We start from the raw sequence: 23,266 nt of genomic DNA, 5'->3' as shown, positions 1-23,266 counted from the left end.
AATAGCACGCTACTTTATAGCAAACACTCTAGATAATAAGGAACCTGCCATGTCTTTAGAAAAAGTGGTTTACACTGCCAAAGCCAAAGCAACCGGAGGCCGTGATGGTCGCGCAACCTCTTCCGACGGCGTACTGGATGTCAAACTGGGCGTGCCGAAAGAGATGGGCGGCGCGGGTGGCGAAGTCACTAACCCGGAACAGCTGTTCGCTGCGGGTTACTCCGCCTGCTTCCTCGGCGCCATGAAATTTGTCGCCGGTCGCGACAAAATCAGCATGCCAAAAGAGGCTTTTATTGAAGGTGAAGTCGGTATCGGGCCTTTGCCCACCGGTTTTGGTATCGAAGCCAAACTGAACATCCACCTGCCGGGGATGGACGCCGCCGAAGCCAAAAAACTGGTCGATGCCGCGCATATTGTTTGCCCTTACTCCAATGCCACGCGTGGCAACATCGACGTTACGCTGAATATCATCGCGTAACGCTAACAAGCTAACGTATCAGGAAAATCACAAGCCGGGGAAACCCGGCTTTTTCGTGCGGTACTGCCCTTTGCGTTCACTGTGTTACTATGTGTGATTATGCCTGTGTGAAAAAAGCACAGTGCGCCGTATCCGTAGTAATCCTGTTTGAGAACGCGTTATGTCTTCCAGAATCCTGACGCCGAATGTCATTGGCATTGATGAATTTGTGCGCGATCCCGCCAGCGTGCTGGCACGCACGGAAGGCGGCGCCATCGCCGTTTTTGCCAATAATCGCCCCGCGTTTTACGCTATTACGCCGCAGCGCCTTGAACAGCTTCTGGCGCTCGAAGCACAGCTGGCGCGCCCAGTGAGCGATATTTCGCTCGATGCACAATTTTACGAAGAACCCGCCGCCGCGCCGGTAAATGTGCCCATGGGCAAATTCGCCATGTACGCAGGCTGGCAGCCAGATGCTGACTTTCAGCGCCTGGCGGCGATGTGGGGCATTGCGCTGGCCCAGCCCGCAACGCCGGAAGAGCTGGCCTCGTTCGTGGCTTACTGGCAGGCAGAAGGCAAAGTTTTCCATCACGTCCAGTGGCAGCAAAAACTGGCACGTAGCCTGCAAATGGGCCGTAGCAGCCAGAACGGCGCAACAAAGCGGGATATTAACGCCCTGTCCGAACCGGATAATCAAATCCCACCAGGTTTTAGAGGATAACGATGAAAAACGTCGGCGAATTGATGAAGCGACTGCAAAAAATGATGCCAGCCAACACCGAGCCTGCTTTTAAAACCGGCGAAGAGTTGATGGCCTGGCAGAAGCAACAAGGCGAAATCCGTTCGGCGGCGCTGGAGCGCGAAAATCGCGCTATGAAAATGCAGCGCACCTTCAACCGTTCCGGCATTCGTCCCCTGCATCAGAACTGCTCTTTCGATAACTATCGTGTTGAGACGGAAGGCCAGATGCGGGCATTGAGCCAGGCACGGCAATATGTAGAAGAGTTCGACGGTAACATCGCCAGTTTTATCTTTTCGGGCAAACCGGGAACCGGTAAAAATCATCTGGCGGCGGCTATCTGTAATGAACTGCTGTTACGCGGTAAATCGGTGCTGATCATTACCGTTGCCGACATTATGTCGGCGATGAAAGAGACCTTCGGCAATAAAGAAAACAGCGAAGAGCAGTTGCTCAATGATTTAAGCAGCGTTGACCTGCTGGTGATTGATGAAATCGGTATGCAGACGGAATCCCGCTACGAAAAAGTCATTATCAACCAGATTGTTGACCGCCGTTCTTCGTCCAAGCGCCCGACAGGCATGCTGACCAACAGCAACCTGGAAGAGATGAATAAGCTGTTGGGCGAACGCGTGATGGACAGGATGCGCCTCGGCAACAGCCTGTGGGTGATTTTCAACTGGGAGAGTTACCGCAGCCGCGTCACCGGTAAAGAGTATTGAGAGTTTTCCCATCCGTGGCGCGCCCGCGCCCGGGTGTATACTGGCCGCCTTCGTTGACATCAGGATCCGCACGATATGAAATTTACCCAACGCCTGCTTTGCGGCGCCGCACTCGGTAGCGCGCTGCTCACCGGTTTTGCGCAAGCCGCCTCCTGGCAGGACACGCTTTCCAGCGCCGCCAGCGAGCTCAGCCAAAAATCCACCGCCTCATCCTCTCAACAAGGGAGCTTGTCGCTCTCTTCCCTGACAAGCCTGCTTAATGGCGGTAACCAGGCGCTGAGCGCTGGCACCATGAACAACGCGGCGGGCGTGATGAGCTGGTGTGCGAAAAACAAGCTCTCCAGCCTGACGAATACCGAAAATGTGAAAAACCAGGTGCTGGATAAACTGGGTCTGGGTGCCGCTCAGCAAAAGCAAGACACCAATTATCTCGAAGGGATCCAGGGCATGCTGAACACCAAAAACGGTGAACAGCTGAATTTGAGCAACATCGGTAGTACGCCGCTGGCGGAAAAAGTGAAATCCAAAGCCTGCGATATCGTCCTTAAGCAGGGCGTTAATTTCCTCTCCTGATATCCCGCCGCGTTCAGCCAGAACGCGGCCTTCCCCTTCCCCACGTTACCGGAACGCCGCCAGTGCGACGGCCATCACTATTACGCTTTTCTAAACCAATTCTGAATAAGCTCGTTATAAAGTGACACTACAATTGCAGATATGTGACACCAACATTAAATTATACGCCCTGTTACAAAATTTAATGGCCAGCAATATGTCTGGCGTTGATGAGGAATAACGGTTGTCCGAGTTGCTCTCTATCGCGCTGTTTCTTGCCTCTGTGGCTATCTATGCCTGGAAAGCGGGCCGTAATACCTGGTGGTTTAGCGCCACCTTGCTGGTGCTGGGTCTGTTTGTCATCCTGAATATCACGCTTTACGCCAGCAATTATTTTACTGGCGACGGCATCAACGACGCGGTGTTATACACCCTGACCAACAGCCTGACAGGCGCAGGGGTCGGCAAATATCTGCTTCCCGGCGCAGGATTAGTGTTAGCGCTGGTGGCGGTGTTTTGCGCGCTCGGCTGGGTGCTGCGCCGTCGTCGCCATCTGCCACACCATTTCGGCTATAGCTTACTTGCACTTGCGCTGGCGCTCGGTTCGGTAGACGCCAGCCCGGCGTTCCGCCAGATTACCGAGCTGGTAAAATCCCAGACGCGCGAAGGCGATCCTGACTTTGCCACTTTTTATAAAGTGCCGGCAAAGCAGATCCCCAACCCCAAACTGAACCTCGTTTACATCTACGGTGAAAGCCTTGAGCGCACCTATTTTAACGAGGAAGCGTTTCCCGGCCTGACGCCAGAATTGGGGGCGCTTAAAGAAGAAGGTATTGATTTTAGCCATACCGAACAGCTACCCGGCACCGATTACACTATCGCCGGCATGGTCTCATCGCAGTGCGGTATCCCGCTGTTCGCGCCGTTCGAAGGCAACGCGTCGGCCTCCGTTTCCAGCTTCTTTCCGCAGAATCTTTGCCTTGGTGACATCCTGAAAAATTCAGGTTATGAAAACCACTTCATTCAGGGGGCTAACCTGCGTTTTGCCGGGAAAGATGTGTTTTTGAAATCCCACGGTTTTGATTACCTGACCGGCGCAGAAGAGCTAAAAAAAGAGGTAGCGGACCCGCATTACCGTAACGACTGGGGTTTTTATGACGATACAGTGCTGGATACCGTGTGGAAACAGTACGAGGAACTCTCCCGTTCCGGTAAACGCTTTTCGCTGTTTGCACTGACGGTAGATACCCACCACCCGGACGGTTTTATCTCGCGCGGCTGCGAACGTAAACGTTATGCCTACGATGGCAAGCCGAACCAGTCATTTAGCGCGGTAACCTGCAGCCAGCAAAATATCGCCGCGCTTATCAATAAAATCAAAGCCTCACCGTGGTTTAAAGACACAGTGATCGTGGTGTCGTCGGATCACCTGGCGATGAATAACACCGCATGGAAATACCTCAACAAGCACGATCGCAGCAACCTGTTCTTTGTGCTGCGCGGCGATGAACCGCAGCAGGATATCTCCGGGATTAAGCGCAGTACCCTTGATAACGGCGCAACCGTGCTGGATATTCTCGGCGGCGATAATTTCCTCGGCCTTGGTCGTAGCAGCCTGTCCGGGCAGTCGCTTTCGGGGATTTTCCTCAATATGAAAGCGAAAATGCTGGCGTGGAAACCGGACATTATCCGTCTGTGGAACTTCCCGAAAGAGATGAAAGATTTCACCATCGATACGGATAAACAGATGGTGGCCTTCTCTGGCAGCCAGTTCCGGTTGCCACTGCTGGTGCGGGTATCGGATAAAGTCGAACCGCTGCCAGAGAGTGAGTATTCTGCACCGCTGCGCTTCCAGCTGGCGGATTTCGCCCCGCGCGATAATTTCGTCTGGATCGACCAATGCTACAAAATGGCGCGCTTATGGTCACCGGAACTGGCGCTGTCTACCGACTGGTGCGTCTCGCAGGGGCAACTGGGCGGCGAACAGCAAGTCCAGCGTGTCGACAAAGTGCAGTGGAAAGGGAAAACCGCGTTTAAACAAACGGTGATCAGTAGCGATCGTTACCAGAAAAACGTCGATACCCTGAAGATCCTCGACGATAGCATTCGCTACAAAGCCGACAGTTTTGTCTTTAACGTGGCGGGCGCGCCGGAAGAGATAAAACAGTTCAGCGGCCTCTCCCGGCCGGAAAGCTGGGGGCGCTGGTCGAATGCCAATCTGGGCGAGGAAGTGGCTATCGAATATAACCAACCGCTGCCGGAACAGTTTGAGCTGGTGATCACCGCCAAAGCCTATGGCCCGAATGCCAATCGGCCAATTCCGGTGCGCGTTGGCGATCAACAACAAACGCTGACGCTGGGTAATGAGCTCAGCACCACCACGCTGCACTTTAGCAATCCGTCTCACAGCAACCGGCTGGTCATCGTGCCGCCGGAACCGCAATCCACCAACGAAGGTAATATTCTTGGTCATTCGCCGCGCAAACTGGGCGTCGGCCTGGTGGAAATCAAAGTGGTGAACCGTGAAGGCTGACCGCTACAGTTCCGCTTTCATTTCGTACTGGCTGATGGTCATGGTGGCGTAGCCCGCGCGCTGAAACAGAGATGAAAAACGCTCTGGCACCGCCACGGTGGTGCCAAGCGCCGGAAAATGCTGGTTCAGCGCCTGCAGCAACTCGCAGGCAAACCCTTTGCGCCGGTATTCGGACTCCACATAAATAAACCGCAGCAGGGGTTTGTCGCCGAGAGTGGAAACCAGCGCATAAGCATGTTTGCGGTACTCGAACGCCCGCGCGGGTAACGATACCGCAGTGAGCGGATCCACCTGCCACGGTAGCCGGTCATGGCATTCACTGATGGCGCTGCGCACCACTTCCAGCGGATCGCGCTCCTGTAATGTGCCGTTCTCTTCAGCCACATCCGCGCGTCCCTGATAACCAAACAGCGGCTGAACGGTGGCAAACCCCAGCGCATGATAAAGGGCGATACCGGCATGATTATCGCTCATCACTTCCAGCCATATCTGGCGAACGCCTTTGCTGCGCAGTGTCGCCATTAACGGCGGTAATATTTGTCTGCCCACGCCCTGGCCGCGAAATTGCGGGCAAACCGCAAAGGCCGCCAGGCGGGCGAAATCGCCACGCCGGGCGATCAACGCCACTGCAGCAGGCGTATCACCTGCCAGCCAGACGCAGGAATCGACGAGGCTTAACCCTTCGGCAAGAAAGCGTTGTGCAAAAACATCGGGCGGCAGAGAAAACGGTACGCGGTAGCCTTCAAAACAGGCACCGGTGATAGTGGTCAGCGCTTCGCAACTATAGTGGATGGCAGGAACAGCGACGAGGTTCATAAGGCTTCTCCGCGACATGATGCAATGAGCATAGCACGGTGAAGCGGGAGAAAATGCGCCCTGTGTGACAGGGCGCAAATAACAATTAGAAGGTTTCCCAGTTCTCACCCGCATCGGTCGCGGCTTTACGCGGCAGGGCGGATGCAGGTTCCGCTTTGACGAAACTGGTTGGCGTTACGCCAGCGTTTTTACGTTGATCCTGCATGATGCGGAACACGGAAACGGCCTGCGTCAGGCGGCTGGCTTGTTCTTCCAGCGCGGCTGCAGCGGCGGCAGACTCTTCCACCAGCGAGGCGTTCTGCTGGGTAACGCGATCCATTTCAGAGACCGCCAGACCAACCTGGTCAATGCCGCGGCTCTGCTCATCAGAAGCAGAGGCAATTTCGCCCATGATGTCGGTAACACGCGTAACGGCGTTAACGATCTCATCCATGGTTTCACCGGCGCTTTCCACCAGCGTCGAACCCACTTCAACGCGACCAACAGAGTCTTCAATCAGGCTTTTGATCTCGCGAGCAGCCTGGGCGCTGCGCTGTGCCAGGTTACGCACTTCGCCCGCAACCACCGCAAAGCCACGTCCCTGCTCACCCGCACGCGCTGCTTCGACAGCCGCGTTAAGCGCCAGGATGTTAGTCTGGAAGGCAATGCCGTCGATCACGCTGATAATGTCAGCGATTTTCTGCGAACTGGCGGTAATGTCGCGCATCGTCTGCACCACGTTATCCACCACTTTACCGCCTTTCTGCGCGGTTTCAGACGCGCTCAGCGCCAGGTGGCTTGCCTGACGGGCGTTTTCGGCGTTCTGTTTCACCGTGGCGGTCAGCTCTTCCATGCTGGCAGCGGTCTCTTCCAGAGAAGCCGCCTGCTGTTCGGTACGGGAAGAGAGATCGTTGTTACCCACGGAAATTTCGCTGGCACCGCTGTAAATGGCGTTGGCACCGTTACGTACATCGCTAACGGTACGCACCAGTTCGCTTTGCATATGGCGCAGGCTCTCTGCCAGCACGCCCATTTCATTGGAACCCTGCACTTCGATGCGCTGTACCAAATCGCCACCGGCAATATGGCGAATGTTGTCGATCAAATGGTTGAGCGGCTTAATCAGCGCGCCTTTGATCCCAACCCAGACACAGACGATCACCGCCAGTACCACGATCAGCACGGTAATGATGACCCACACCGCAGAACCATAGGAGCTTTCGCTGTCGCGAACCGCTTGTTCATACAGGCTATCGTTCTGCTGCAAATAGTTAACGTATTGTTTCTCAAAACCATCCTGATAGCTCTGGGTCGGCTGGTCGAAGAAGTCATTGATCTTACCGGCGCCCAGCAACTGGATCAGTTCCGCCAGCGCGTTGTGGTAGATGTCGTAGTTGCGTTTGATCTCTGCCGCAGCCTCTTCACTCTGGCGCGGATCGCGCGGCAGCGCCTGGTAAGCATTCCAGTTCGCTTCCGCCTGTTTCAGCGAGGTGCTGGCAATCTGCATCAAATCGTTAACGGTCGCGCCGCTGCCGATATTGTTCTGATCCATCATGTAGCGAATACCCGCGCGGTTCAGGGTATTACGGGTTTGCAGTAGCGCAACCCAGCTAGCATTCAGCGTGGATTGCTGCTGGCGAATGGTTTGTAAAACGTTGAAGTTTTCTTTGTCCTGTTTCAGCGCGTTAAAGAACAAGCCGCCGGAAGTGAGTTGTAACAAGCCAAATAATGCCAATACCAGCAACAAACTGGTCACAAGTTTAATACGAGTCAACATGTTTTCTCTTTCCCTATAAACAGATACCAGGTTTTCGGCCTGGCATAGGAAAACTTTATGGTTTAACGTGCTATTTTTTCACCAGTTATACATTGATTGCCCCCCGGTAAAATCCTCTCCCTTCCTTGCCAGACAAGGACTTAGCGTGACATGCGTCACAGATCCACGACCGTTTTCCAGCCCTCAAAACCGCTTATGACGTATTCGTTACCGCTCACCGCCTTTTTCCAACCACTCAGTCAAATCGCAGCCGATTCGCGCGCGTAATTTGCCATCATAAATGCCAGCATTTCAGCCAATTGAACCATTCCAAATTCCATTCACTATTTCTGCTAAAACCAGGTCTGAATATGGATACTAAAAAACTACTCAAGCACATACCCTGGGCCATCCTCGGGATAATCGGTGCTTTCTGTTTATCCGTTGTCGCACTACGCCGGGGCGAGCATGTCAGCGCGCTGTGGATCGTGGTTGCGTCCGTTTCCGTTTACCTTGTGGCGTACCGCTACTACAGCCTTTACATCGCCCAGAAGGTGATGAAACTCGATCCAACCCGTTCCACACCAGCGGTCATCAATAACGACGGCCTCAACTATGTGCCGACCAACCGCTACGTGCTGTTTGGTCACCACTTCGCCGCTATCGCCGGGGCTGGCCCGTTGGTAGGCCCGGTATTGGCCGCGCAAATGGGCTACCTGCCGGGTACGTTGTGGCTGCTGGCGGGCGTGGTGCTGGCCGGTGCGGTGCAGGACTTTATGGTGCTGTTTATCTCTTCCCGCCGTAACGGCGCCTCTCTCGGTGAGATGGTGAAAGAAGAGATGGGGCGCGTACCGGGCACCATCGCGCTGTTTGGCTGCTTCCTGATTATGATCATCATCCTCGCGGTACTGGCGCTGATTGTGGTGAAAGCGCTAGCGGAAAGCCCGTGGGGTGTGTTCACTGTCTGCTCCACCGTGCCGATTGCCCTGTTTATGGGCATTTACATGCGCTTCCTGCGCCCTGGTCGCGTGGGCGAAGTGTCGGTTATCGGTATTGTGCTGCTGGTGGCGTCCATCTGGTTTGGCGGCGTGATCGCGCACGACCCGTACTGGGGCCCGGCGCTGACCTTTAAAGACACCACCATCACTTTCGCGCTGGTTGGTTACGCCTTTATCTCCGCGCTACTGCCGGTATGGCTGATCCTCGCGCCGCGCGACTACCTGGCGACCTTCCTGAAAATCGGCGTGATCGTCGGTCTGGCGCTGGGTATTGTGATCCTCAACCCGGAACTGAAAATGCCTGCGGTCACCCAGTACATCGACGGTACTGGGCCACTGTGGAAAGGTGCGCTGTTCCCGTTCCTGTTTATCACCATCGCTTGTGGTGCCGTTTCGGGCTTCCACGCGCTGATCGCGTCCGGCACCACGCCGAAACTGCTGGCTAATGAAACTGACGCGCGCTTTATCGGTTACGGCGCGATGCTGATGGAATCCTTTGTGGCGGTGATGGCGCTGGTTGCGGCTTCCATTATCGAACCTGGTCTCTACTTCGCCATGAACACCCCGCCGGCCGGCCTTGGGATTACCATGCCGAACCTGCATGAGCTGGGCGGTGATAACGCGCCGATGATCCTGGCGCAACTGAAAGACGTGACCGCGCACGCGGCAGCAACAGTCAGCTCCTGGGGCTTTGTGATTTCGCCGGAGCAGATCCTGCAAACCGCGAAAGATATCGGTGAGCCGTCGGTACTGAACCGCGCCGGTGGCGCACCAACACTGGCTGTCGGTATCGCGCATGTGTTCCATAAAATCATTCCGATGGCGGACATGGGCTTCTGGTACCACTTCGGTATTCTGTTTGAAGCGCTGTTTATCCTCACCGCACTGGATGCCGGTACACGTGCAGGCCGCTTTATGCTGCAAGACTTGCTGGGTAACTTCGTGCCGTTCCTGAAGAAAACCGACTCGTTGGTTGCTGGCGTCATTGGCACAGCGGGCTGCGTGGGTCTGTGGGGTTATCTGTTGTATCAAGGCGTGGTTGATCCGCTGGGCGGCGTGAAAAGCTTGTGGCCGCTGTTCGGTATCTCTAACCAGATGCTGGCGGCCGTCGCACTGATGCTGGGTACCGTAGTGCTGGTGAAAATGCAGCGTACCAAATACATCTGGGTCACCGTGGTTCCTGCCATGTGGCTGCTGCTGTGCACCACCTGGGCGCTGGGTCTGAAACTGTTCAGCACCAACCCGCAACTGGAAGGCTTCCTCTATATGGCTAACCAGTACAAAGCGAAGATCGCCGCTGGTGGCGGTGATCTGACCGCGCAGCAGATTGCCAACATGAACCATATCGTGGTGAACAACTACACCAACGCCGGATTGAGTATTCTGTTCCTGGTGGTGGTGTACAGCATCATCTTCTATGGCATCAAAACCTGGCTGAAAGTACGTAACAACACCGTGCGTACCGACAAAGAAACACCGTATGTGCCGGTGCCGGAAGGCGGTGTGAAAACCTCTTCACATCACTAATTGCGTCACAATTAGCCCCACGACAGTGGGGCTAACTTTTACAGAGACAAGCCATGTTTGGTAACTTAGGCGAAGCAAAAAAGTACCTCGGTCAGGCGGCGAAGATGCTGATTGGCATCCCGGACTATGACAACTACGTTGATCATATGAAAACCAACCATCCGGATAAGCCATACATGACTTACGAAGAGTTCTTCCGCGAACGCCAGCAAGCGCGTTACGGCGGAGACGGCAAGGGCGGAGTCCGCTGTTGCTAAAGGAGAATCTATGACCCCGATTGCTGTAACCCTGTTGACCGGCTTTCTCGGCGCCGGCAAAACCACCCTCTTACGCCATATCCTCAATGAGCAACACGGTTACAAAATTGCCGTTATCGAAAATGAGTTCGGCGAAGTTTCTGTTGATGATCAACTGATTGGCGATCGTGCCACGCAAATCAAAACCCTCACCAATGGCTGTATCTGCTGTAGCCGATCCAATGAGCTGGAAGATGCATTACTGGATCTGCTCGACAGCCTCGATCGCGGTGACATCGCCTTTGATCGGCTGGTGATCGAGTGCACCGGCATGGCCGATCCTGGGCCAGTCATTCAGACCTTTTTCTCTCATGAAATCCTCTGCCAGCGCTATCTGCTGGACGGCGTCATCGCGCTGGTTGATGCGGTACATGCCGATGAGCAAATGAATCAGTTCACGCTGGCACAGTCGCAAGTAGGCTATGCCGACCGTATTCTGCTGACCAAAACGGATGTTGCAGGCGAGAGCGAAAAACTGCGTGAACGCTTAAGTCGCATCAACGCCCGCGCGCCGATTTACACCGTGACGCACGGCGATATCGAGCTGGCGCAGCTGTTTAATACCAATGGTTTTATGCTGGAAGAGAACGTGGTGGCGGCAAAACCGCGTTTCCACTTTATTGCCGACAAACAGAACGACATTAATTCGCTGGTGGTCGAGCTGGATTACCCGGTAGATATCAGCGAGGTCTCCCGCGTAATGGAAAACCTGTTGCTGAGCTTTGCCGACAAACTGTTGCGTTATAAAGGCATGTTGTGGATCGACGGTGAGCCAAACCGCCTGCTGTTTCAGGGCGTGCAGCGCCTCTACAGCGCCGACTGGGATCGTCCGTGGGGCGACGAAACACCGCACAGCACACTGGTATTTATTGGCGTACAGCTACCAGAAGATGAGATCAGAGCCGCGTTTGCGGGTTTGAAGAAGTAACGAAATCCCCTTCCCCCTAACGGCTGGAGGAAGGGAAAAGAAATTACTGTCGCACCACCACCAGTTTCTGATTCACAAACTCTTTGATGCCTAAATCAGACAGCTCGCGGCCAAACCCGGAGCGTTTCACCCCACCAAACGGCAGTTCTGCGGCGGTATCCGTCAGCCAGTTGATATAAACCATGCCGGTTTCGATGCGAGACGCCATCTGTTTGGCACGCTGAATATTGCGACTGAAGATCGCCCCACCGAGGCCGTAGTGCGAATCGTTGGCCAGGCGCACCGCTTCTTCATCATTGTTAACAACATAAATCTGCGCCACCGGGCCAAAGAACTCTTCAAAATAGGCCGGGTTGTCGCGCGTGATATGGGTCAAAATAGTCGGTTCGAAGAAGTTGCCTTCGCTGTTAGCCGGTTTACCACCAAAGTGCAGTTTAGCCCCGTTTTGTACCGCTTCACTCACCTGTTGACTCAGGGTATTGAGTGCGTCTTTCGAGGAGAGCGGGCCAAGGGTGGTGCTTTCATCCAGCGGGTCGCCCAGCTTCACCTGCCTGAAGGCTTCGGTAAATTTACGCAGGAACTGATCGGCAATATCCTGATGAATAATAAAACGTTTCGCGGCAGTACAGACCTGCCCAGCGTTCGCCAGGCGCGCCTGCACGCCCGTCTCCACCGCTTTTTCCAGATCCGCATCGCCCAGCACGATAAATACGTCATTACCGCCCAGTTCCAGCGTCGATTTCTTGATGTGTTTCGCCGCTTGCGCCGCCACCGCGCTACCGGCTTTTTCCGATCCAGTCAATGCAGCACCTTGCACGCGTGGATCGGCAATGATCGCAGAGACCTGATCGGAAGAGATGAACAGATTCGTCCACGCACCTTCCGGCGCGCCCGCTTCGCGCACCAGCTGCGCAAAAGTTTCGGCGCACTGCGGCACAATGCTGGCATGTTTACAGATAACCGGGTTACCGGCCGCGAGATTCGGTGCCAGTACGCGCATCAACTGGTAGTAAGGGAAGTTCCACGGTTCCACCGCCATGATCACGCCGATCGGATGATGTTCCACCCACGCCTCTCCCAGACCCGTTTCATATTTCACGGGCGCAAGGAACTGTTTCGCGTTATCCGCGTAATAGCGGGCGATCTGCGCACAAATTTTGACTTCACTGCGGCTCTGCGCAATCAACTTGCCCATCTCACGGCTGGCGATTTTCGCCAGCTCCTCCTGCTGGCTTTCCAGCAAATCGGCAAGTTTGTGCAATATAGGCAACCGCTGTTCGATATCCCCCTTTGACCAGGAAGAGTGGTACAGCGCATCGGCTTTACGAAGTGCTACCTCGATATCGGCGTCGCTGTGGCTGGGGTACTTTTTAATGAGCTGGTTGTTAAAAGGATTCACTGTCTGGTAAGCCATATTGGTCTCCTTATTTACCGCTTAGGGTATTAAGGGTAGTAAAAACGACCGGGCCTGAAAGTAAAGTTGGGTATATACAGATGTTTCTGATACAGAAAACAAAAGTAAATCCTGATTTTATAAATGGCACTAATACCAAAGCAAACAGAAGCGTTAATTACAATTAAATGCGATCATTATCTTTTTATTTTTTTCTAAGATTTACCGCGATATTCTCCGCGTTACTTGCCTGTAAATTTTGTTGTTATTCCCTGAGGTTACACACAGGCTCTTAGCGCGGTACGATTGTGTTATCCACGCTTTCGCAGCAGGTGGATAGGCATGTTAAGCCGGGCTATATTATTATCGCCGCGAAATAATCTGCCAGAGGTATTTAATTGGTGCCCTGGCTATAATTATTCAAACAATTCCGCATGAGTGCCGATATCGGTAAACACGACTAAATGTTTATCTTTATCGACGCGATAAACCAATAAATAATCCCCGCCAATATGTAATTCACGAAAACCCACCATGTCACCAGTTAAAGCATGATCGTTATATTGTGCGGGGAGAGGATTACCGGAGAGAATCAGCGACATTATCGCAGCGGTTTCATGCATATCTCTCCGGCCAGCTCTGTTGTAGCGCTCGCAGGCTTTAATAAAGGTTTTCGTATAATCGGAACGGTAAGGCAGTGGTGCGCGTTTACTCTTTCCCATCGTTTAAGCTGTCCATAAGCTGGTCAATACCATCAAAGCGTCCATTTTGATGTGCGAGGATGTCTTCTGTTTCAGTCATTGCTTTACGCAGTCTTGCCGTGGGTTTGCGCGTGACTTCAAAGGGAATACCTTCCGTTTTTACGATTTGCTCGGCAAACAAGCGAATGGCGGTGCTCCAGTTCAGGCCACAGCTTTCAAGCACTGAACCGGCGCGGGCTTTTAAATCGCTGTTAATGCGCGATCGAATAATGGAATCCATAAAACCTCCTGTGCTTTTTGTAGCCACATTGTAGCCACAAAAAGCACCATCTGCATCTGTTCTATGCTTAAAAAAGAGCAATTAACAGGAGGATACATGAGCATTCGCGGCATCGATCATATTGGTATTACCGTTCCGGATATTGAAGACGCTACCCGCTTTTTAATTGAAGCGCTGGGCGCGGAGCTGATTTATCAGTCCGTTGCGCCAGAAGATAAAAACCTTGATAACGAGGCGCAGCAAAAAACGTTGCGTCTCGTGCCGGGTACGACCATCACATCAATACGCATGCTCAAACTTCAGCACGGCCCCGGTATCGAACTCTTCGAAATGCACGGGCCAGAACAGCGTGAGCCGCTGCGGGCCAGCGATGTTGGCCTGCAACATTTTGCGGTTTATTGCGATGATATCGATGTTGCGCTGCAGCGCTTTGCGGATGCGGGCGGCGAGGTGTTTACCGCGCCGCAACCGCTCGGTTTTCCGACAGAGAAAGGCGCAGGCAACTGCTTTTGCTATGGGCGCACGCCCTGGGGTAGCATCGTCGAGTTTATTACCTGGCCCGCGCCGATGCCTTATGAACGCGATACCACGCTGCGTCGCTGGAAGCCGTAAATCAGCCCAGCACATCCTGCACGCAGGCTTTAAACACTTTCACGCCGAGCGCTAACGCGTCGCGATCAAAATGCATGTCCGGGTGATGCAGACCCGGCGTCAGGTTGGCGCCCAGCCCCCAGAAACCACCTTTTACCTGCGGGCGCAGGCGCAAGTAGTGGAAAAAGTCTTCGCTGCCGGGTGTGGATTTTGGCGCGGTCAGCCCGCTATCGCCAAACACGCTGCGAATGGCGCGGGAAACCACGTCGGTTGCCTCGTCATCAATGATCGCCGCCGGCATCTCTTTCAGAATGCGGATCTCAGCCCGTGCGCCGTATGCCGCCGCACTGCTTTCAATCGCGCGCAGTACCTGCGGTTTTAGCGCATCCATGGCCTCGTTTTCCGCCGCACGCAGATCCCAGCACACCAGCGCGTTGTCCGGAATCGAGTTGGTCACCCCGGCGTCGCAGAGAAAACGCGTCGCTTTCGCGCTCCAGGTGAGCGAGGGCGCAAGATGAATACCGTTGACCGCCTGCACAGCGTGAGCGGCGGCGTCCAGCGCGTTTACACCTAAGTGGGGGCGCGCCGCGTGCGCCGCTTTACCGTGGAACACCACTTCAACCGTGGCTGACGCCGAGTAATACATCGCCGGAACCGCCTGGCCCATCGGGCACTCTTCCAGCGGGCGCAGATGGAAACCAAGCAGCATGTCGACATCGTCCAGCACGCCAGCCTCCGTCAGCGCAATCGCCCCGGTGCCCAGCTCCTCTGCGGGCTGGAAGATAAACTTCAGCGTGCCCTTTTTCACCAGCCCTTCGGCGATGACTTCCTGCGCCGTGGTCAGCACCACGGTTGAGTGCCCATCGTGCCCGCAGGTATGGCGTGCGACATGCTCGCCGTCAATGATATGCCCGAGCGCATCCATATCGGCGCGCAGCGCCAGCACTGGCCCCGGCTTACCGCTGTCCAGCACTGCGACAATGCCGGTGGTGTTGTTGACCTGGCGCGTAACCTGATAGCCCGCCGCTTCCAGTACCCCGGCGATATAAGCGGAGGTTTTATACTCTTCGAACCCGAGTTCCGGGATCTGATGCAGGTAATTAAAATGTTCAAGTGTGCGTGACACGTCTTACTCCTTGGTACTCAGGCAATAACGCGCATAATCAGCATGGCGATTACGGCATTGAGAATGCTGACCGCCATCAGTAGCGGCCAGTACTTCTTCGGCACATCGGCAACGCCCAACAGGCGGCCCATATACTGTAGCTGCGAACCCATTAAAAAGATGGCGGGCGCGAGGATCGTGATTTGGCCAACATCAAGCTGACCTTTGCTGAGCAGGCTTATCGCCACACCGGTTCCTGCCGACGATGAAAGCCAGGCGGTGAGCAACACGGTGATGGCTTCGCCTGGCAAGCCGAACAGGCCCATTAACGGCGCGCAAAGATGACCGATAATCTGCATTACACCGAGTAAATTGAGCATTTCGGCGATGACGTAGGCCATTAATACGTTTGGCATCAGATTATTAATAGCGATATTAAAACCTTTACGCGCACCAATAACGAAAATATCGAACGGATTACCAGAGACTTTTGCTGAATTATTCATTATCGAAATCTCGCTTATAAACAGTATCTAATGCCAGACGAACCACGGCTGCGCCCACGAATTTAAGGACAAACATTAAAACCAACGGAACAATAATCGGGATCGTTAATGAGGCGAACATCGCCGAGCCAATTGAAAAATAGTTATTGATTAACCCGGCACCGGAATATTGCCACGACCCCATAATCACCACATCTTTACGGGTAATTTTATCGCTGTCGTATAACTCTTTAGTTAATGCTGCCCCGGCATCGGTGCTTTGCAGGTCGGTAATCAACGCCAGCCCCGTATAGCCCGGAATACCCAGCAGCGGTTTAAGCAAGGGCGTGAGTAATTTATGCGCCGCACGGATCGCGCCATAGTGAGTAAAAATTTCCAGTAACCCCAGCGCCAGCATGACCGTTGGCACCAGCGACAGCGCAAACAGGAAACCGGCCTTTGCGCTGATGCCGCCGCTGCCGATAAAGGTGTTGGTTTCCGGCGTTTTCATGGTGCCAAACGCGCCGCCCAGCGTGGTGAAGTCAAACGCGCCCAACCACGCCATGCCCTCGACTTTGAAAAAGAAGCCGGAAAAAACCAACAGAACAATCACCAACGAAATCCAGGCGCCTGGCCCGACTTTCCACTCTTCCGCGTGCGCTTTCACGGGTTGCTCCAGCGTTTTCGATTCACTCATAATATCTCTCTTTGAAATAATTAGATGACAATGACTCATTACTAAGCAGGATCCGTGCCTGAATAGCCCGACGCTAAAATAAAAATCTTTTACCGCGAATTATTACGCAATAAAAAACCTTCCCGAGAAATACCGAGAATAAAAAGCAAAGTAACTAAAAAATTATTTAATTAAGCACCAAGAACATTCTAATAAAATAATTTCTCACCGTTATCGGGCACCCTTTTGGTGCAAAAAGACAGACTCAGCTTTTCATTTTCTTTCACTCATAAAAAATGGCGGTTATTTTGATTATCACTATTCAATGCGGATGATAAATATCCGATTAATGATGTTATTGTTGCTTTCAGGTCAACAGTTGAGAAGGAATGTGGCGAATGTTCCAGGACAAACAGGTGGGTTATTTGTATGAGGTGGGTAACCAGGGCGGGATTCGTCGCGCAGCGGATATCCTTGGCGTCAACCCCTCCGTAGTCAGCCGCCAGATCGCGCAACTGGAACGTGCGCTCCAGCTTCCGTTGCTGGAGCGGCGCGGGCGTAACGTGGTGTTAACCGAAGCGGGACGCCTGCTGGCAGAGGACTATTTTGCCAGCCGCCAGCGGCGTGAAAAGCTGGAAAACCAGTTAAAAGATCTGCGCCATATGCGCGGCGGCACAATCTCAGTGCGCATTGGCGGTGGGCTGATCACCGCCTTTATCGAAGGGGTAATGCGCGAGTTTGCGAAATCGTACCCGCAGGTTTTTGTCGACATTGTGGTGGGCAGCATGCAGGAGATGCTCAACGACATCGTCAGCGGCGAAGCGGATATGGCGCTGGCCTTTGGGCCGATTGGAACGCCGGAACTCAAGCGCCACAGCTTTCAGTGGGGACCAATCTGTGCTGTGGTCTCGCCAGAGCACCCTATCGCGCAGCGGCAAAGCATCACCATTGAAGCGCTGGTCGACTATCCGTTGATTGCCCTGACAGAAAACTTCGGCCTGCAACGCCATATGAATGCCATGTTCAAAAGCCAGGGTTTGCAATTTCATCCGGCGTATCGCTGTAACCAGTTTTCCACCGCGATGGGGCTAAGCCAGGCGGGGCTGGGTATCTCGTTTATGACCGCTTACGCCGCCGCCGATCCCATTCGCCTTGGCGCACTGGTCGCCGTTCCACTCGATCATCCGGTCGCCAGTAGTGCTCAGTGCCATCTGTTGCGTAACTCCGATCGGCGCTTTACGCCAGCAGCCCACCATATGTGGCGGCTTCTGCATAATGCCTTTCGCGATAAATAAAGGGGTGTGGTATACCAGAAAGCCGACCAGACGAGGAAAAGCATGTCGATAACCCGCGATATACAGCAATCCTTTTGCCGCCCGCTGACGTTACCAGGCGTCGAACTGCGCAGCACCTGGCGCAGCCAGCAGGCCTATAAGCGCCATCGCCATGCGGAGCTATCGATCGGCGCGATTGTGGAGGGGCAAACCCGCTGCCTCTGCAACGGGCAGGAGCATCTGCTGCAACCGGGCGATCTCATTGTTATCCCGCCACATATGCCGCACAGTTGTAACCCGATCGCCGGGCAACCTCGCAGCTACCATATGCTTTACCTGCCGCATGAAAACAGCCAACAGCAGGTGATTCGCAACCCGATGTTATTCCAGTTGTACTTAAGAATCGTGGCACTGATTGAGCGTGACGACTCGCCACGATTACCTGCTGCACTCAATGCCCTGCTCAGCGCCTTACCTCGCGGTGCGGATCACTGCGCGCCGCTGCGCCCCGTAAGCCAGCAGGTGCTGGCGGCGTTGACCCACGATTTGCAGCAACCGCCCACTCTGGATGCGCTGGCAAGTGCCTTTTCCCTGCGCAAAGAGACGCTTATCCGCACCTTCAAGCAGGACACCGGCCTGACGCCGGGCAGCTTTTTGAATATCGCGCGCGTTGAGTTTGCCAAAAGCCGCCTGCGCGCGGGCGACACGCTGGCGGATGTCGGCTACCAGAGCGGGTTTGCCGATCAAAGCCATTTTCACCGAACCTTTGTGAGCTACACTGCCGCCACGCCGCGCCAGTACGCGTTTGGCCGATCAATATCCGACAATAAATAGCGCCGACGCGCCGCTAAGGTGAGCTTCACTTTTTTCTGTGGAGGTCACTATGGCGTTATTTCCCACCGCGTTTCCGGCGCTGGCGCTGGCACATTTTGTTGCCCTGCTCAGCCCCGGCCCGGATTTCTTTTTGTTAATGGGGTTTGCGATCCGCTATCGGCTGCGCGGCAGCGCCGGGCTGTGCGCGGGTATCGCCGCAGGTAATGCGTTTTATATCCTGATAGTGATTATCGGGGCGAGCGCACTGCGCCAGTTCACGGTGCTCTTTAGAGCCATTGAACTGCTGGGCGCAATCTATTTGCTGTGGATTGGCTGGCACCTGCTGCACAGCCGCACGCAGACGTTTTGCGTCGATGAAAGCCGCCCGCCGTGCCCGAGCCTGAGAAAACAGTTTTTACTCGGGCTGGGCTCCGCGCTGCTTAATCCCAAAAATGCGCTGTTTTACCTCGCGCTAATGACCGCCCTGCTCGGCCCGGACGTCACACTGATCCAGCAGTCGGTAAGCGGCGTGTGGATGGTAATGGTCGTATTCGTCTGGGATATAGCCGTGGTTTGGCTCATTGGGCTGCCCGCCGTGCAACAGCGACTGAGCCGCAGCGTGTGGTGGATCGAGCGCATCGCAGGCGCGGTGCTAATGGTGTTTGGGGCGTCGATTTTATGGAGCATGCTGCGTAATCTGCTTAGGATTTAACCTTTTGCAAGAACCCGGCGTTGGGTTATATGCTTAAACCATGAATAAATTCGCAGAACTCAAGCGCGCCAAGCGCCTGGCGCTGTCGCTGTTGCTGGTTGCGGCCGCGACGTTTATCACCACACTGTTCCTGCCGCCCAACTTCTGGGTAAGCGGGGTGAAAGCCATTGCCGAAGCGGCGATGGTCGGCGCACTGGCGGACTGGTTCGCGGTGGTCGCGCTGTTTCACCGTGTGCCGTTCCCGTTTATCTCCCGCCATACGGCGATTATCCCGCGTAATAAAGAGCGGATTGGCGACAATCTCGGCCAGTTCGTGCAGGAAAAATTTCTGGATACCCAATCGCTGGTGGCGTTAATTCATCGCCACCAGCCTGCGCAGATGATTGGCGTCTGGTTCAGCCAGCCCGAAAACGCGCAGCGCGTGGGGGTGCATCTGTTGCAGGTGATGAGCGGCTTTCTGGAGATGGCCGACGACAGCCGCATTCAGCGCCTGTTACGCCGCGCGGTGCACAAAGCCATCGACAAAGTGGATCTCACCGAAACCAGCGCACTGCTGCTGGAAAGCCTGACCCGCAACAATCGCCACCAAAAGCTGCTGGATACCGTCATTGCACAATTGATCGCCCTGCTGCAACGGCAAAGCAGCCGCGATTTTATTGCCCGCCAAATCGTGCGCTGGCTGAAAACCGATCACCCGATGAAGGCGAAGATCCTGCCCACCGAATGGCTGGGCGAGCAGAGTGCCGACTGGGTTTCCGAGGCGGTAAATTCGCTGCTCGACGATGTTAATGCCGACAGCACACATCAGATCCGCCAGGCTTTTGATCGCGCGACAATGAAGCTGATCGCCAATCTGAAAAGCGATCCGGAAATGGCCGAGCGTGCAGAAAACATCAAAGAGTATTTGAAAAACGACGAGACGTTTAACCGCTACGTGGGCGAAATGTGGGCGGATCTGCGTAACTGGATGAAAGCGGATATGCAGTCTGACGATTCGCGTATGCAAAAACGCATCACCGACGCGGGCCTGTGGTTTGGCGAAACGCTGCTGGCGGATGGCGCGCTGCGCGCTTCATTAAATGAGCATCTGGAACAAGCCGCGCACCGCGTGGCACCGGAGTTCGCCGCGTTTCTCACCCGCCATATCAGCGACACAGTAAAAAGCTGGGACGCGCGGGATATGTCGCAGCAAATTGAGCTGAATATCGGTAAAGATCTGCAATTTATCCGCATCAACGGCACACTCGTCGGCGGGACGATCGGCCTGATCCTCTATTTGCTGTCGCAGTTGCCCGCGCTGCTGCACGTTAGCGCTTTCTAAGTTGCCAGGAGAAACGATGGCCGACATTACCCTCACCACCAGCGAACGCGAGCAGTTACGCAAAAAATTGCAGACCTATTGTGAGCAGAATTTTGAGCTGGAACTGGAGCAGTTTGACGCTGAGTTCTTTCTCGATTTCATTGCCGAACAGATTGGCCCGGCTTTTTATAACGCTGGCATCGATGAAGCGATTCGCACACATGCGCTCTACAGCGAGCGTATTCAGGAAGAGATGGATCTCAAAAAAATACTCTGAGCTTACTGAAAACGTTTTTTTCACCTTTTCATCCGCCGGAGATCAATATCTCCACATTTTTTGCATGCCTATAATGCGGCCTCTTTTCAATCTCTCCCGTGTTACGGGGAAGGAAAATCATGTCGCTTATCACCGTACTTCCAGAAGTTTTCGAACAGTTTTCTGAAGCCCGCCAGAAAGGTTTTCTCACCGTAATGGATCTCAAAGAGCAAGGGATCCCGCTGGTTGGCACCTACTGCACCTTTATGCCGCAAGAGATCGCCATGGCCGCCGGCGCGGTGGTGGTTTCCCTCTGTTCCACCAATGATGAAACCATTGAGGAAGCGGAAAAAGATCTGCCGCGCAACCTCTGTCCGCTGATTAAAAGCAGCTACGGCTTTGGCAAAACCGACAAATGCCCCTACTTCTACTTTTCCGATCTGGTGGTGGGTGAAACTACCTGCGACGGCAAAAAGAAAATGTATGAATACATGGCGGAATTCAAAGCGGTCCATGTCATGCAGTTGCCAAACAGCGCAGCAGACGCCGCTTCCCGCGCATTGTGGAAAGCGGAAATCCTGCGTTTACAGCACACGATCGAGCAACGTTTTGGTCAGCCGATTAGCGAAGCCGCGTTACGTGAGGCTATCGCGCTGAAAAACCGCGAGCGCCAGGCGCTGGCGAATTTCTACCGCGTCGGGCAGCTCAATCCACCGGCAATCAGCGGCGCGGATATCCTGAAAGTAGTGTACGGCGCGACCTTCCGCTTTGATAAATCGGCGCTGATCGACGAACTGAACGCCACAGCGGCGCGGATCCGCGAGGAGTGGCAGGCAGGTAAACGGCTGGATCCGCGCCCACGTATTTTAATCACCGGTTGTCCGATTGGCGGCGCGGCGGAAAAAGTGGTGCGCGCCATTGAAGAGAACGGCGGCTGGGTCGTAGGGTATGAAAACTGTACCGGCGCAAAAGCCACCGAGCGCTGCGTCGAGGAGAGCGGCGATGTGTACGACGCGCTGACCGACAAATATCTGGCGATCGGCTGCTCCTGCATTTCCCCTAATGATGAGCGTCTGAAACTGCTCAGCCAGATGGTCGACGAATACCAGGCCGATGGTGTGATCGATGTGATTTTGCAGGCCTGCCACACCTATGCGGTGGAGTCGCTGGCAATCAAACGCCATGTCCGTCAGCAGCACAACATTCCCTATATGGCGATTGAAACGGATTATTCGACAGCGGATATCGGGCAGCTCAGCACCCGCGTCGCCGCGTTTATCGAGATGTTATAAGGAGCGGGCGTGACGTTTACCGTTGGTATTGATTCCGGCTCGACCACCACCAAAGGCGTTTTGCTTCAGGGCGAGACGATTGTGCGGCGCTTCCTGTGCCCGACCTCGTTTCGCCCGGCGGCATCGATTGTTGAAGCCTGGGAAACGCTGCGCGCAGGGCTTGAGGAAAAGCCCTTTCTGACGCTGACCGGCTACGGGCGGCAACTGGTCGATTTCGCCGATAAGCAGGTGACTGAAATCTCCTGCCACGGACTGGGGGCACGTTTGCTGCTCGCGCAAACACGCACGGTGATCGACATTGGCGGACAGGACAGCAAAGTGATCGCGCTTGATGAACAGGGCAATCTCACCGATTTTCTGATGAATGACAAATGCGCCGCCGGAACCGGGCGTTTTCTGGACGTTATCTCGCGCACACTGGGTACGCAGGTGGAACATCTGGACACCATTACCGACGGCGTGGAGCCGCATCCGCTCACCAGCATGTGTACGGTGTTTGCCGAATCCGAAGTGATCAGCCTGCGCTCGGCGGGTATCGCGCCGGAGGCGATTCTCGCCGGGGTCATCAACGCTATGGCGCGACGCAGCGCGCACTTTATCTCGCGCCTGTCCACGCAAGGGCCATTGCTGTTTACCGGCGGCGTCAGCCACTGCGCTACCTTTCGCCGCATGCTGGCCGGACATCTGAAAAGCGATGTGTTTACGCATGACGACGCCCAGTACGCGGGCGCGCTGGGCGCGGCGTTAATCGGCCAGCGGCAGAGGAAGCGCTAATGGCGGAATATCTTTTGTTGTTTCATAACACGCCCGGCGTGCTGCAAACGCGCAAAGCGATGCAGTCGGCGGGCATCGCTTTTCGCGTGCAGGATATTCCGCGCCAGCTCAAAGGCGGCTGCGGGCTATGCATCCGTTTTCACAGCGAAGCGGAAGCCGTCAATCGGTGGGTGACGCCCGGTGTGACAGAGGCGATTTATCGTTGTGACGGTGAGGAATTTACGCGCATGGGAGAATGAGCGGGTGCTTTATCTGGCGTGTAAAATCGCTGCGACACAGTGCGTTCGGCCCGAAAAACACCGCGTTTTCGG

Annotated in this window: 25 protein-coding genes; 17 read left to right on the top strand and 8 right to left on the bottom strand. The window is 54.6% G+C overall.

Translation table 11 applies throughout. The features are described 5' to 3' along the window. Nucleotides 1-49: 49 nt before the first annotated feature. The 5 genes from IP581_RS03150 to opgB all read left to right on the top strand — a co-directional run bounded on the left by IP581_RS03150 (nucleotide 50) and on the right by opgB (nucleotide 5,003). Complete coding sequence (locus IP581_RS03150; RefSeq protein ID WP_086870353.1) at nucleotides 50-478, top strand: organic hydroperoxide resistance protein; 429 nt, start codon at nucleotides 50-52, stop codon at nucleotides 476-478. Nucleotides 479-638: 160 nt separating this feature from the next. Further along, complete coding sequence (gene dnaT / locus IP581_RS03145; RefSeq protein ID WP_193821742.1) at nucleotides 639-1,178, top strand: primosomal protein DnaT; 540 nt, start codon at nucleotides 639-641, stop codon at nucleotides 1,176-1,178. Nucleotides 1,179-1,180: 2 nt separating this feature from the next. Next, nucleotides 1,181-1,918: a DNA replication protein DnaC gene (dnaC, locus tag IP581_RS03140; RefSeq protein ID WP_017457818.1), complete on the top strand. Its 738-nt coding sequence runs from the start codon at nucleotides 1,181-1,183 to the stop codon at nucleotides 1,916-1,918. Between the two features lie 75 nt (nucleotides 1,919-1,993). After that, a complete protein-coding gene (locus tag IP581_RS03135) occupies nucleotides 1,994-2,491 on the top strand; it encodes a DUF2501 domain-containing protein (protein WP_193821741.1) in 498 nt (165 codons plus the stop codon). A 223-nt stretch (nucleotides 2,492-2,714) separates the two neighbouring features. Next, a complete protein-coding gene (gene opgB, locus IP581_RS03130) occupies nucleotides 2,715-5,003 on the top strand; it encodes a phosphatidylglycerol--membrane-oligosaccharide glycerophosphotransferase (RefSeq protein WP_193821740.1) in 2,289 nt (762 codons plus the stop codon). 3 nt (nucleotides 5,004-5,006) lie between these two features. On the opposite strand, the gene IP581_RS03125 is transcribed toward opgB, so the two are convergent. Together IP581_RS03125 and tsr are read right to left on the bottom strand one after the other, a co-directional pair. Next, nucleotides 5,007-5,819: a GNAT family N-acetyltransferase gene (locus IP581_RS03125; RefSeq protein WP_193821739.1), complete on the bottom strand. Its 813-nt coding sequence runs from the start codon at nucleotides 5,817-5,819 to the stop codon at nucleotides 5,007-5,009. A gap of 85 nt (nucleotides 5,820-5,904) precedes the next feature. Beyond that, nucleotides 5,905-7,575: a methyl-accepting chemotaxis protein gene (tsr, locus tag IP581_RS03120; RefSeq protein ID WP_193821738.1), complete on the bottom strand. Its 1,671-nt coding sequence runs from the start codon at nucleotides 7,573-7,575 to the stop codon at nucleotides 5,905-5,907. Between the two features lie 350 nt (nucleotides 7,576-7,925). Here tsr and IP581_RS03115 point away from each other — a divergent pair, with 350 nt between their 5' ends. From IP581_RS03115 to yjiA, 3 genes are read left to right on the top strand one after another with little or no spacing between them, the layout of a single operon-like run. After that, nucleotides 7,926-10,079, top strand: coding sequence for a carbon starvation CstA family protein (locus tag IP581_RS03115; RefSeq protein ID WP_193821737.1), 2,154 nt, complete (start codon nucleotides 7,926-7,928; stop codon nucleotides 10,077-10,079). A 53-nt stretch (nucleotides 10,080-10,132) separates the two neighbouring features. Beyond that, nucleotides 10,133-10,336, top strand: coding sequence for a YbdD/YjiX family protein (locus tag IP581_RS03110; protein WP_007373011.1), 204 nt, complete (start codon nucleotides 10,133-10,135; stop codon nucleotides 10,334-10,336). 10 nt (nucleotides 10,337-10,346) lie between these two features. Further along, nucleotides 10,347-11,303, top strand: a complete 957-nt coding sequence (gene yjiA / locus IP581_RS03105; RefSeq protein ID WP_086870338.1) for a GTPase — start codon at nucleotides 10,347-10,349, stop codon at nucleotides 11,301-11,303. A gap of 43 nt (nucleotides 11,304-11,346) precedes the next feature. On the opposite strand, the gene IP581_RS03100 is transcribed toward yjiA, so the two are convergent. The 3 genes from IP581_RS03100 to IP581_RS03090 all read right to left on the bottom strand — a co-directional run bounded on the left by IP581_RS03100 (nucleotide 11,347) and on the right by IP581_RS03090 (nucleotide 13,677). Continuing rightward, nucleotides 11,347-12,717, bottom strand: coding sequence for an NAD-dependent succinate-semialdehyde dehydrogenase (locus IP581_RS03100; RefSeq protein ID WP_193821736.1), 1,371 nt, complete (start codon nucleotides 12,715-12,717; stop codon nucleotides 11,347-11,349). A gap of 395 nt (nucleotides 12,718-13,112) precedes the next feature. After that, nucleotides 13,113-13,418: a type II toxin-antitoxin system RelE/ParE family toxin gene (locus tag IP581_RS03095; RefSeq protein ID WP_193821735.1), complete on the bottom strand. Its 306-nt coding sequence runs from the start codon at nucleotides 13,416-13,418 to the stop codon at nucleotides 13,113-13,115. Then, nucleotides 13,405-13,677 (bottom strand): type II toxin-antitoxin system RelB/DinJ family antitoxin, encoded by a 273-nt coding sequence (locus tag IP581_RS03090; protein ID WP_086870332.1) that lies wholly within the window; start codon nucleotides 13,675-13,677, stop codon nucleotides 13,405-13,407. The genes IP581_RS03095 and IP581_RS03090 overlap by 14 nt, the downstream gene beginning before the upstream one ends. Before the next feature lie 96 nt (nucleotides 13,678-13,773). Here IP581_RS03090 and IP581_RS03085 point away from each other — a divergent pair, with 96 nt between their 5' ends. Then, the gene (locus IP581_RS03085) at nucleotides 13,774-14,289 is read left to right on the top strand and encodes a VOC family protein (protein WP_086870330.1); all 516 of its coding nucleotides are present in this window, start codon (nucleotides 13,774-13,776) and stop codon (nucleotides 14,287-14,289) included. Nucleotide 14,290: 1 nt separating this feature from the next. Here the strand turns inward: IP581_RS03085 and IP581_RS03080 are convergent, their stop codons facing one another. From IP581_RS03080 to IP581_RS03070, 3 genes are read right to left on the bottom strand one after another with little or no spacing between them, the layout of a single operon-like run. Further along, nucleotides 14,291-15,394 carry a M20 peptidase aminoacylase family protein gene (locus IP581_RS03080; protein ID WP_097401178.1) on the bottom strand — a complete coding sequence of 368 codons (1,104 nt, stop codon included), beginning with the start codon at nucleotides 15,392-15,394 and terminating at the stop codon, nucleotides 14,291-14,293. Nucleotides 15,395-15,411: 17 nt separating this feature from the next. Further along, a complete protein-coding gene (locus IP581_RS03075) occupies nucleotides 15,412-15,879 on the bottom strand; it encodes a YjiG family protein (RefSeq protein ID WP_193821734.1) in 468 nt (155 codons plus the stop codon). After that, entirely contained in the window at nucleotides 15,872-16,555 is a 684-nt protein-coding gene (locus IP581_RS03070; protein WP_193821733.1) for a nucleoside recognition domain-containing protein, read from the bottom strand. The genes IP581_RS03075 and IP581_RS03070 overlap by 8 nt, the downstream gene beginning before the upstream one ends. Nucleotides 16,556-16,932: 377 nt before the next feature. On the opposite strand from IP581_RS03070, the gene IP581_RS03065 reads away from it, so the two are divergent. The 8 genes from IP581_RS03065 to IP581_RS03030 all read left to right on the top strand — a co-directional run bounded on the left by IP581_RS03065 (nucleotide 16,933) and on the right by IP581_RS03030 (nucleotide 23,194). Further along, entirely contained in the window at nucleotides 16,933-17,829 is an 897-nt protein-coding gene (locus tag IP581_RS03065; protein WP_097401176.1) for a LysR family transcriptional regulator, read from the top strand. Between the two features lie 42 nt (nucleotides 17,830-17,871). Next, on the top strand, nucleotides 17,872-18,642 hold the full coding sequence (locus IP581_RS03060) for a helix-turn-helix transcriptional regulator (protein WP_097401174.1): 771 nt from the start codon (nucleotides 17,872-17,874) through the stop codon (nucleotides 18,640-18,642). A gap of 49 nt (nucleotides 18,643-18,691) precedes the next feature. Beyond that, nucleotides 18,692-19,333, top strand: a complete 642-nt coding sequence (locus IP581_RS03055; RefSeq protein ID WP_193821732.1) for a LysE family translocator — start codon at nucleotides 18,692-18,694, stop codon at nucleotides 19,331-19,333. A 40-nt stretch (nucleotides 19,334-19,373) separates the two neighbouring features. Continuing rightward, the gene (locus IP581_RS03050) at nucleotides 19,374-20,654 is read left to right on the top strand and encodes a DUF445 domain-containing protein (RefSeq protein WP_175273512.1); all 1,281 of its coding nucleotides are present in this window, start codon (nucleotides 19,374-19,376) and stop codon (nucleotides 20,652-20,654) included. Between the two features lie 16 nt (nucleotides 20,655-20,670). After that, a complete protein-coding gene (locus IP581_RS03045; RefSeq protein ID WP_086870316.1) occupies nucleotides 20,671-20,910 on the top strand; it encodes a DUF2164 domain-containing protein in 240 nt (79 codons plus the stop codon). Nucleotides 20,911-21,029: 119 nt separating this feature from the next. Further along, nucleotides 21,030-22,181 (top strand): double-cubane-cluster-containing anaerobic reductase, encoded by a 1,152-nt coding sequence (locus tag IP581_RS03040; RefSeq protein ID WP_193821731.1) that lies wholly within the window; start codon nucleotides 21,030-21,032, stop codon nucleotides 22,179-22,181. Between the two features lie 9 nt (nucleotides 22,182-22,190). After that, complete coding sequence (gene yjiL / locus IP581_RS03035) at nucleotides 22,191-22,955, top strand: putative 2-hydroxyacyl-CoA dehydratase activator YjiL (RefSeq protein WP_193821730.1); 765 nt, start codon at nucleotides 22,191-22,193, stop codon at nucleotides 22,953-22,955. Next, a complete protein-coding gene (locus IP581_RS03030) occupies nucleotides 22,955-23,194 on the top strand; it encodes a DUF3343 domain-containing protein (RefSeq protein WP_193821729.1) in 240 nt (79 codons plus the stop codon). Before yjiL ends, IP581_RS03030 begins: the two co-directional genes overlap by 1 nt. Nucleotides 23,195-23,266 lie beyond the last annotated feature (72 nt).

Origin of the sequence: Kosakonia pseudosacchari (genome assembly GCF_015167415.1) — a bacterium.
GTDB lineage: Bacteria > Pseudomonadota > Gammaproteobacteria > Enterobacterales > Enterobacteriaceae > Kosakonia > Kosakonia pseudosacchari.
The sequence above is the reverse complement of the archived record's forward strand: the minus strand, read 5'-3'. Positions and strand labels throughout refer to the sequence as shown.

Excerpts from the sequence above, each read along its gene's own strand:
- IP581_RS03030 (WP_193821729.1), top strand. The coding sequence starts at position 22,955 with ATGGCGGAATATCTTTTGTTGTTTCATAACACGCCCGGCGTGCTGCAA.
- IP581_RS03070 (WP_193821733.1), bottom strand. The coding sequence starts at position 16,555 with ATGAGTGAATCGAAAACGCTGGAGCAACCCGTGAAAGCGCACGCGGAA.
- dnaT (WP_193821742.1), top strand. The coding sequence starts at position 639 with ATGTCTTCCAGAATCCTGACGCCGAATGTCATTGGCATTGATGAATTT.
- IP581_RS03085 (WP_086870330.1), top strand. The coding sequence starts at position 13,774 with ATGAGCATTCGCGGCATCGATCATATTGGTATTACCGTTCCGGATATT.
- IP581_RS03125 (WP_193821739.1), bottom strand. The coding sequence starts at position 5,819 with ATGAACCTCGTCGCTGTTCCTGCCATCCACTATAGTTGCGAAGCGCTG.
- IP581_RS03135 (WP_193821741.1), top strand. The coding sequence starts at position 1,994 with ATGAAATTTACCCAACGCCTGCTTTGCGGCGCCGCACTCGGTAGCGCG.
- IP581_RS03115 (WP_193821737.1), top strand. The coding sequence starts at position 7,926 with ATGGATACTAAAAAACTACTCAAGCACATACCCTGGGCCATCCTCGGG.
- IP581_RS03075 (WP_193821734.1), bottom strand. The coding sequence starts at position 15,879 with ATGAATAATTCAGCAAAAGTCTCTGGTAATCCGTTCGATATTTTCGTT.
- yjiA (WP_086870338.1), top strand. The coding sequence starts at position 10,347 with ATGACCCCGATTGCTGTAACCCTGTTGACCGGCTTTCTCGGCGCCGGC.
- tsr (WP_193821738.1), bottom strand. The coding sequence starts at position 7,575 with ATGTTGACTCGTATTAAACTTGTGACCAGTTTGTTGCTGGTATTGGCA.
- IP581_RS03065 (WP_097401176.1), top strand. The coding sequence starts at position 16,933 with ATGTTCCAGGACAAACAGGTGGGTTATTTGTATGAGGTGGGTAACCAG.
- IP581_RS03095 (WP_193821735.1), bottom strand. The coding sequence starts at position 13,418 with ATGGGAAAGAGTAAACGCGCACCACTGCCTTACCGTTCCGATTATACG.
- IP581_RS03040 (WP_193821731.1), top strand. The coding sequence starts at position 21,030 with ATGTCGCTTATCACCGTACTTCCAGAAGTTTTCGAACAGTTTTCTGAA.
- IP581_RS03090 (WP_086870332.1), bottom strand. The coding sequence starts at position 13,677 with ATGGATTCCATTATTCGATCGCGCATTAACAGCGATTTAAAAGCCCGC.
- IP581_RS03055 (WP_193821732.1), top strand. The coding sequence starts at position 18,692 with ATGGCGTTATTTCCCACCGCGTTTCCGGCGCTGGCGCTGGCACATTTT.
- IP581_RS03100 (WP_193821736.1), bottom strand. The coding sequence starts at position 12,717 with ATGGCTTACCAGACAGTGAATCCTTTTAACAACCAGCTCATTAAAAAG.
- IP581_RS03060 (WP_097401174.1), top strand. The coding sequence starts at position 17,872 with ATGTCGATAACCCGCGATATACAGCAATCCTTTTGCCGCCCGCTGACG.
- IP581_RS03050 (WP_175273512.1), top strand. The coding sequence starts at position 19,374 with ATGAATAAATTCGCAGAACTCAAGCGCGCCAAGCGCCTGGCGCTGTCG.
- dnaC (WP_017457818.1), top strand. The coding sequence starts at position 1,181 with ATGAAAAACGTCGGCGAATTGATGAAGCGACTGCAAAAAATGATGCCA.
- IP581_RS03045 (WP_086870316.1), top strand. The coding sequence starts at position 20,671 with ATGGCCGACATTACCCTCACCACCAGCGAACGCGAGCAGTTACGCAAA.
- IP581_RS03110 (WP_007373011.1), top strand. The coding sequence starts at position 10,133 with ATGTTTGGTAACTTAGGCGAAGCAAAAAAGTACCTCGGTCAGGCGGCG.
- IP581_RS03150 (WP_086870353.1), top strand. The coding sequence starts at position 50 with ATGTCTTTAGAAAAAGTGGTTTACACTGCCAAAGCCAAAGCAACCGGA.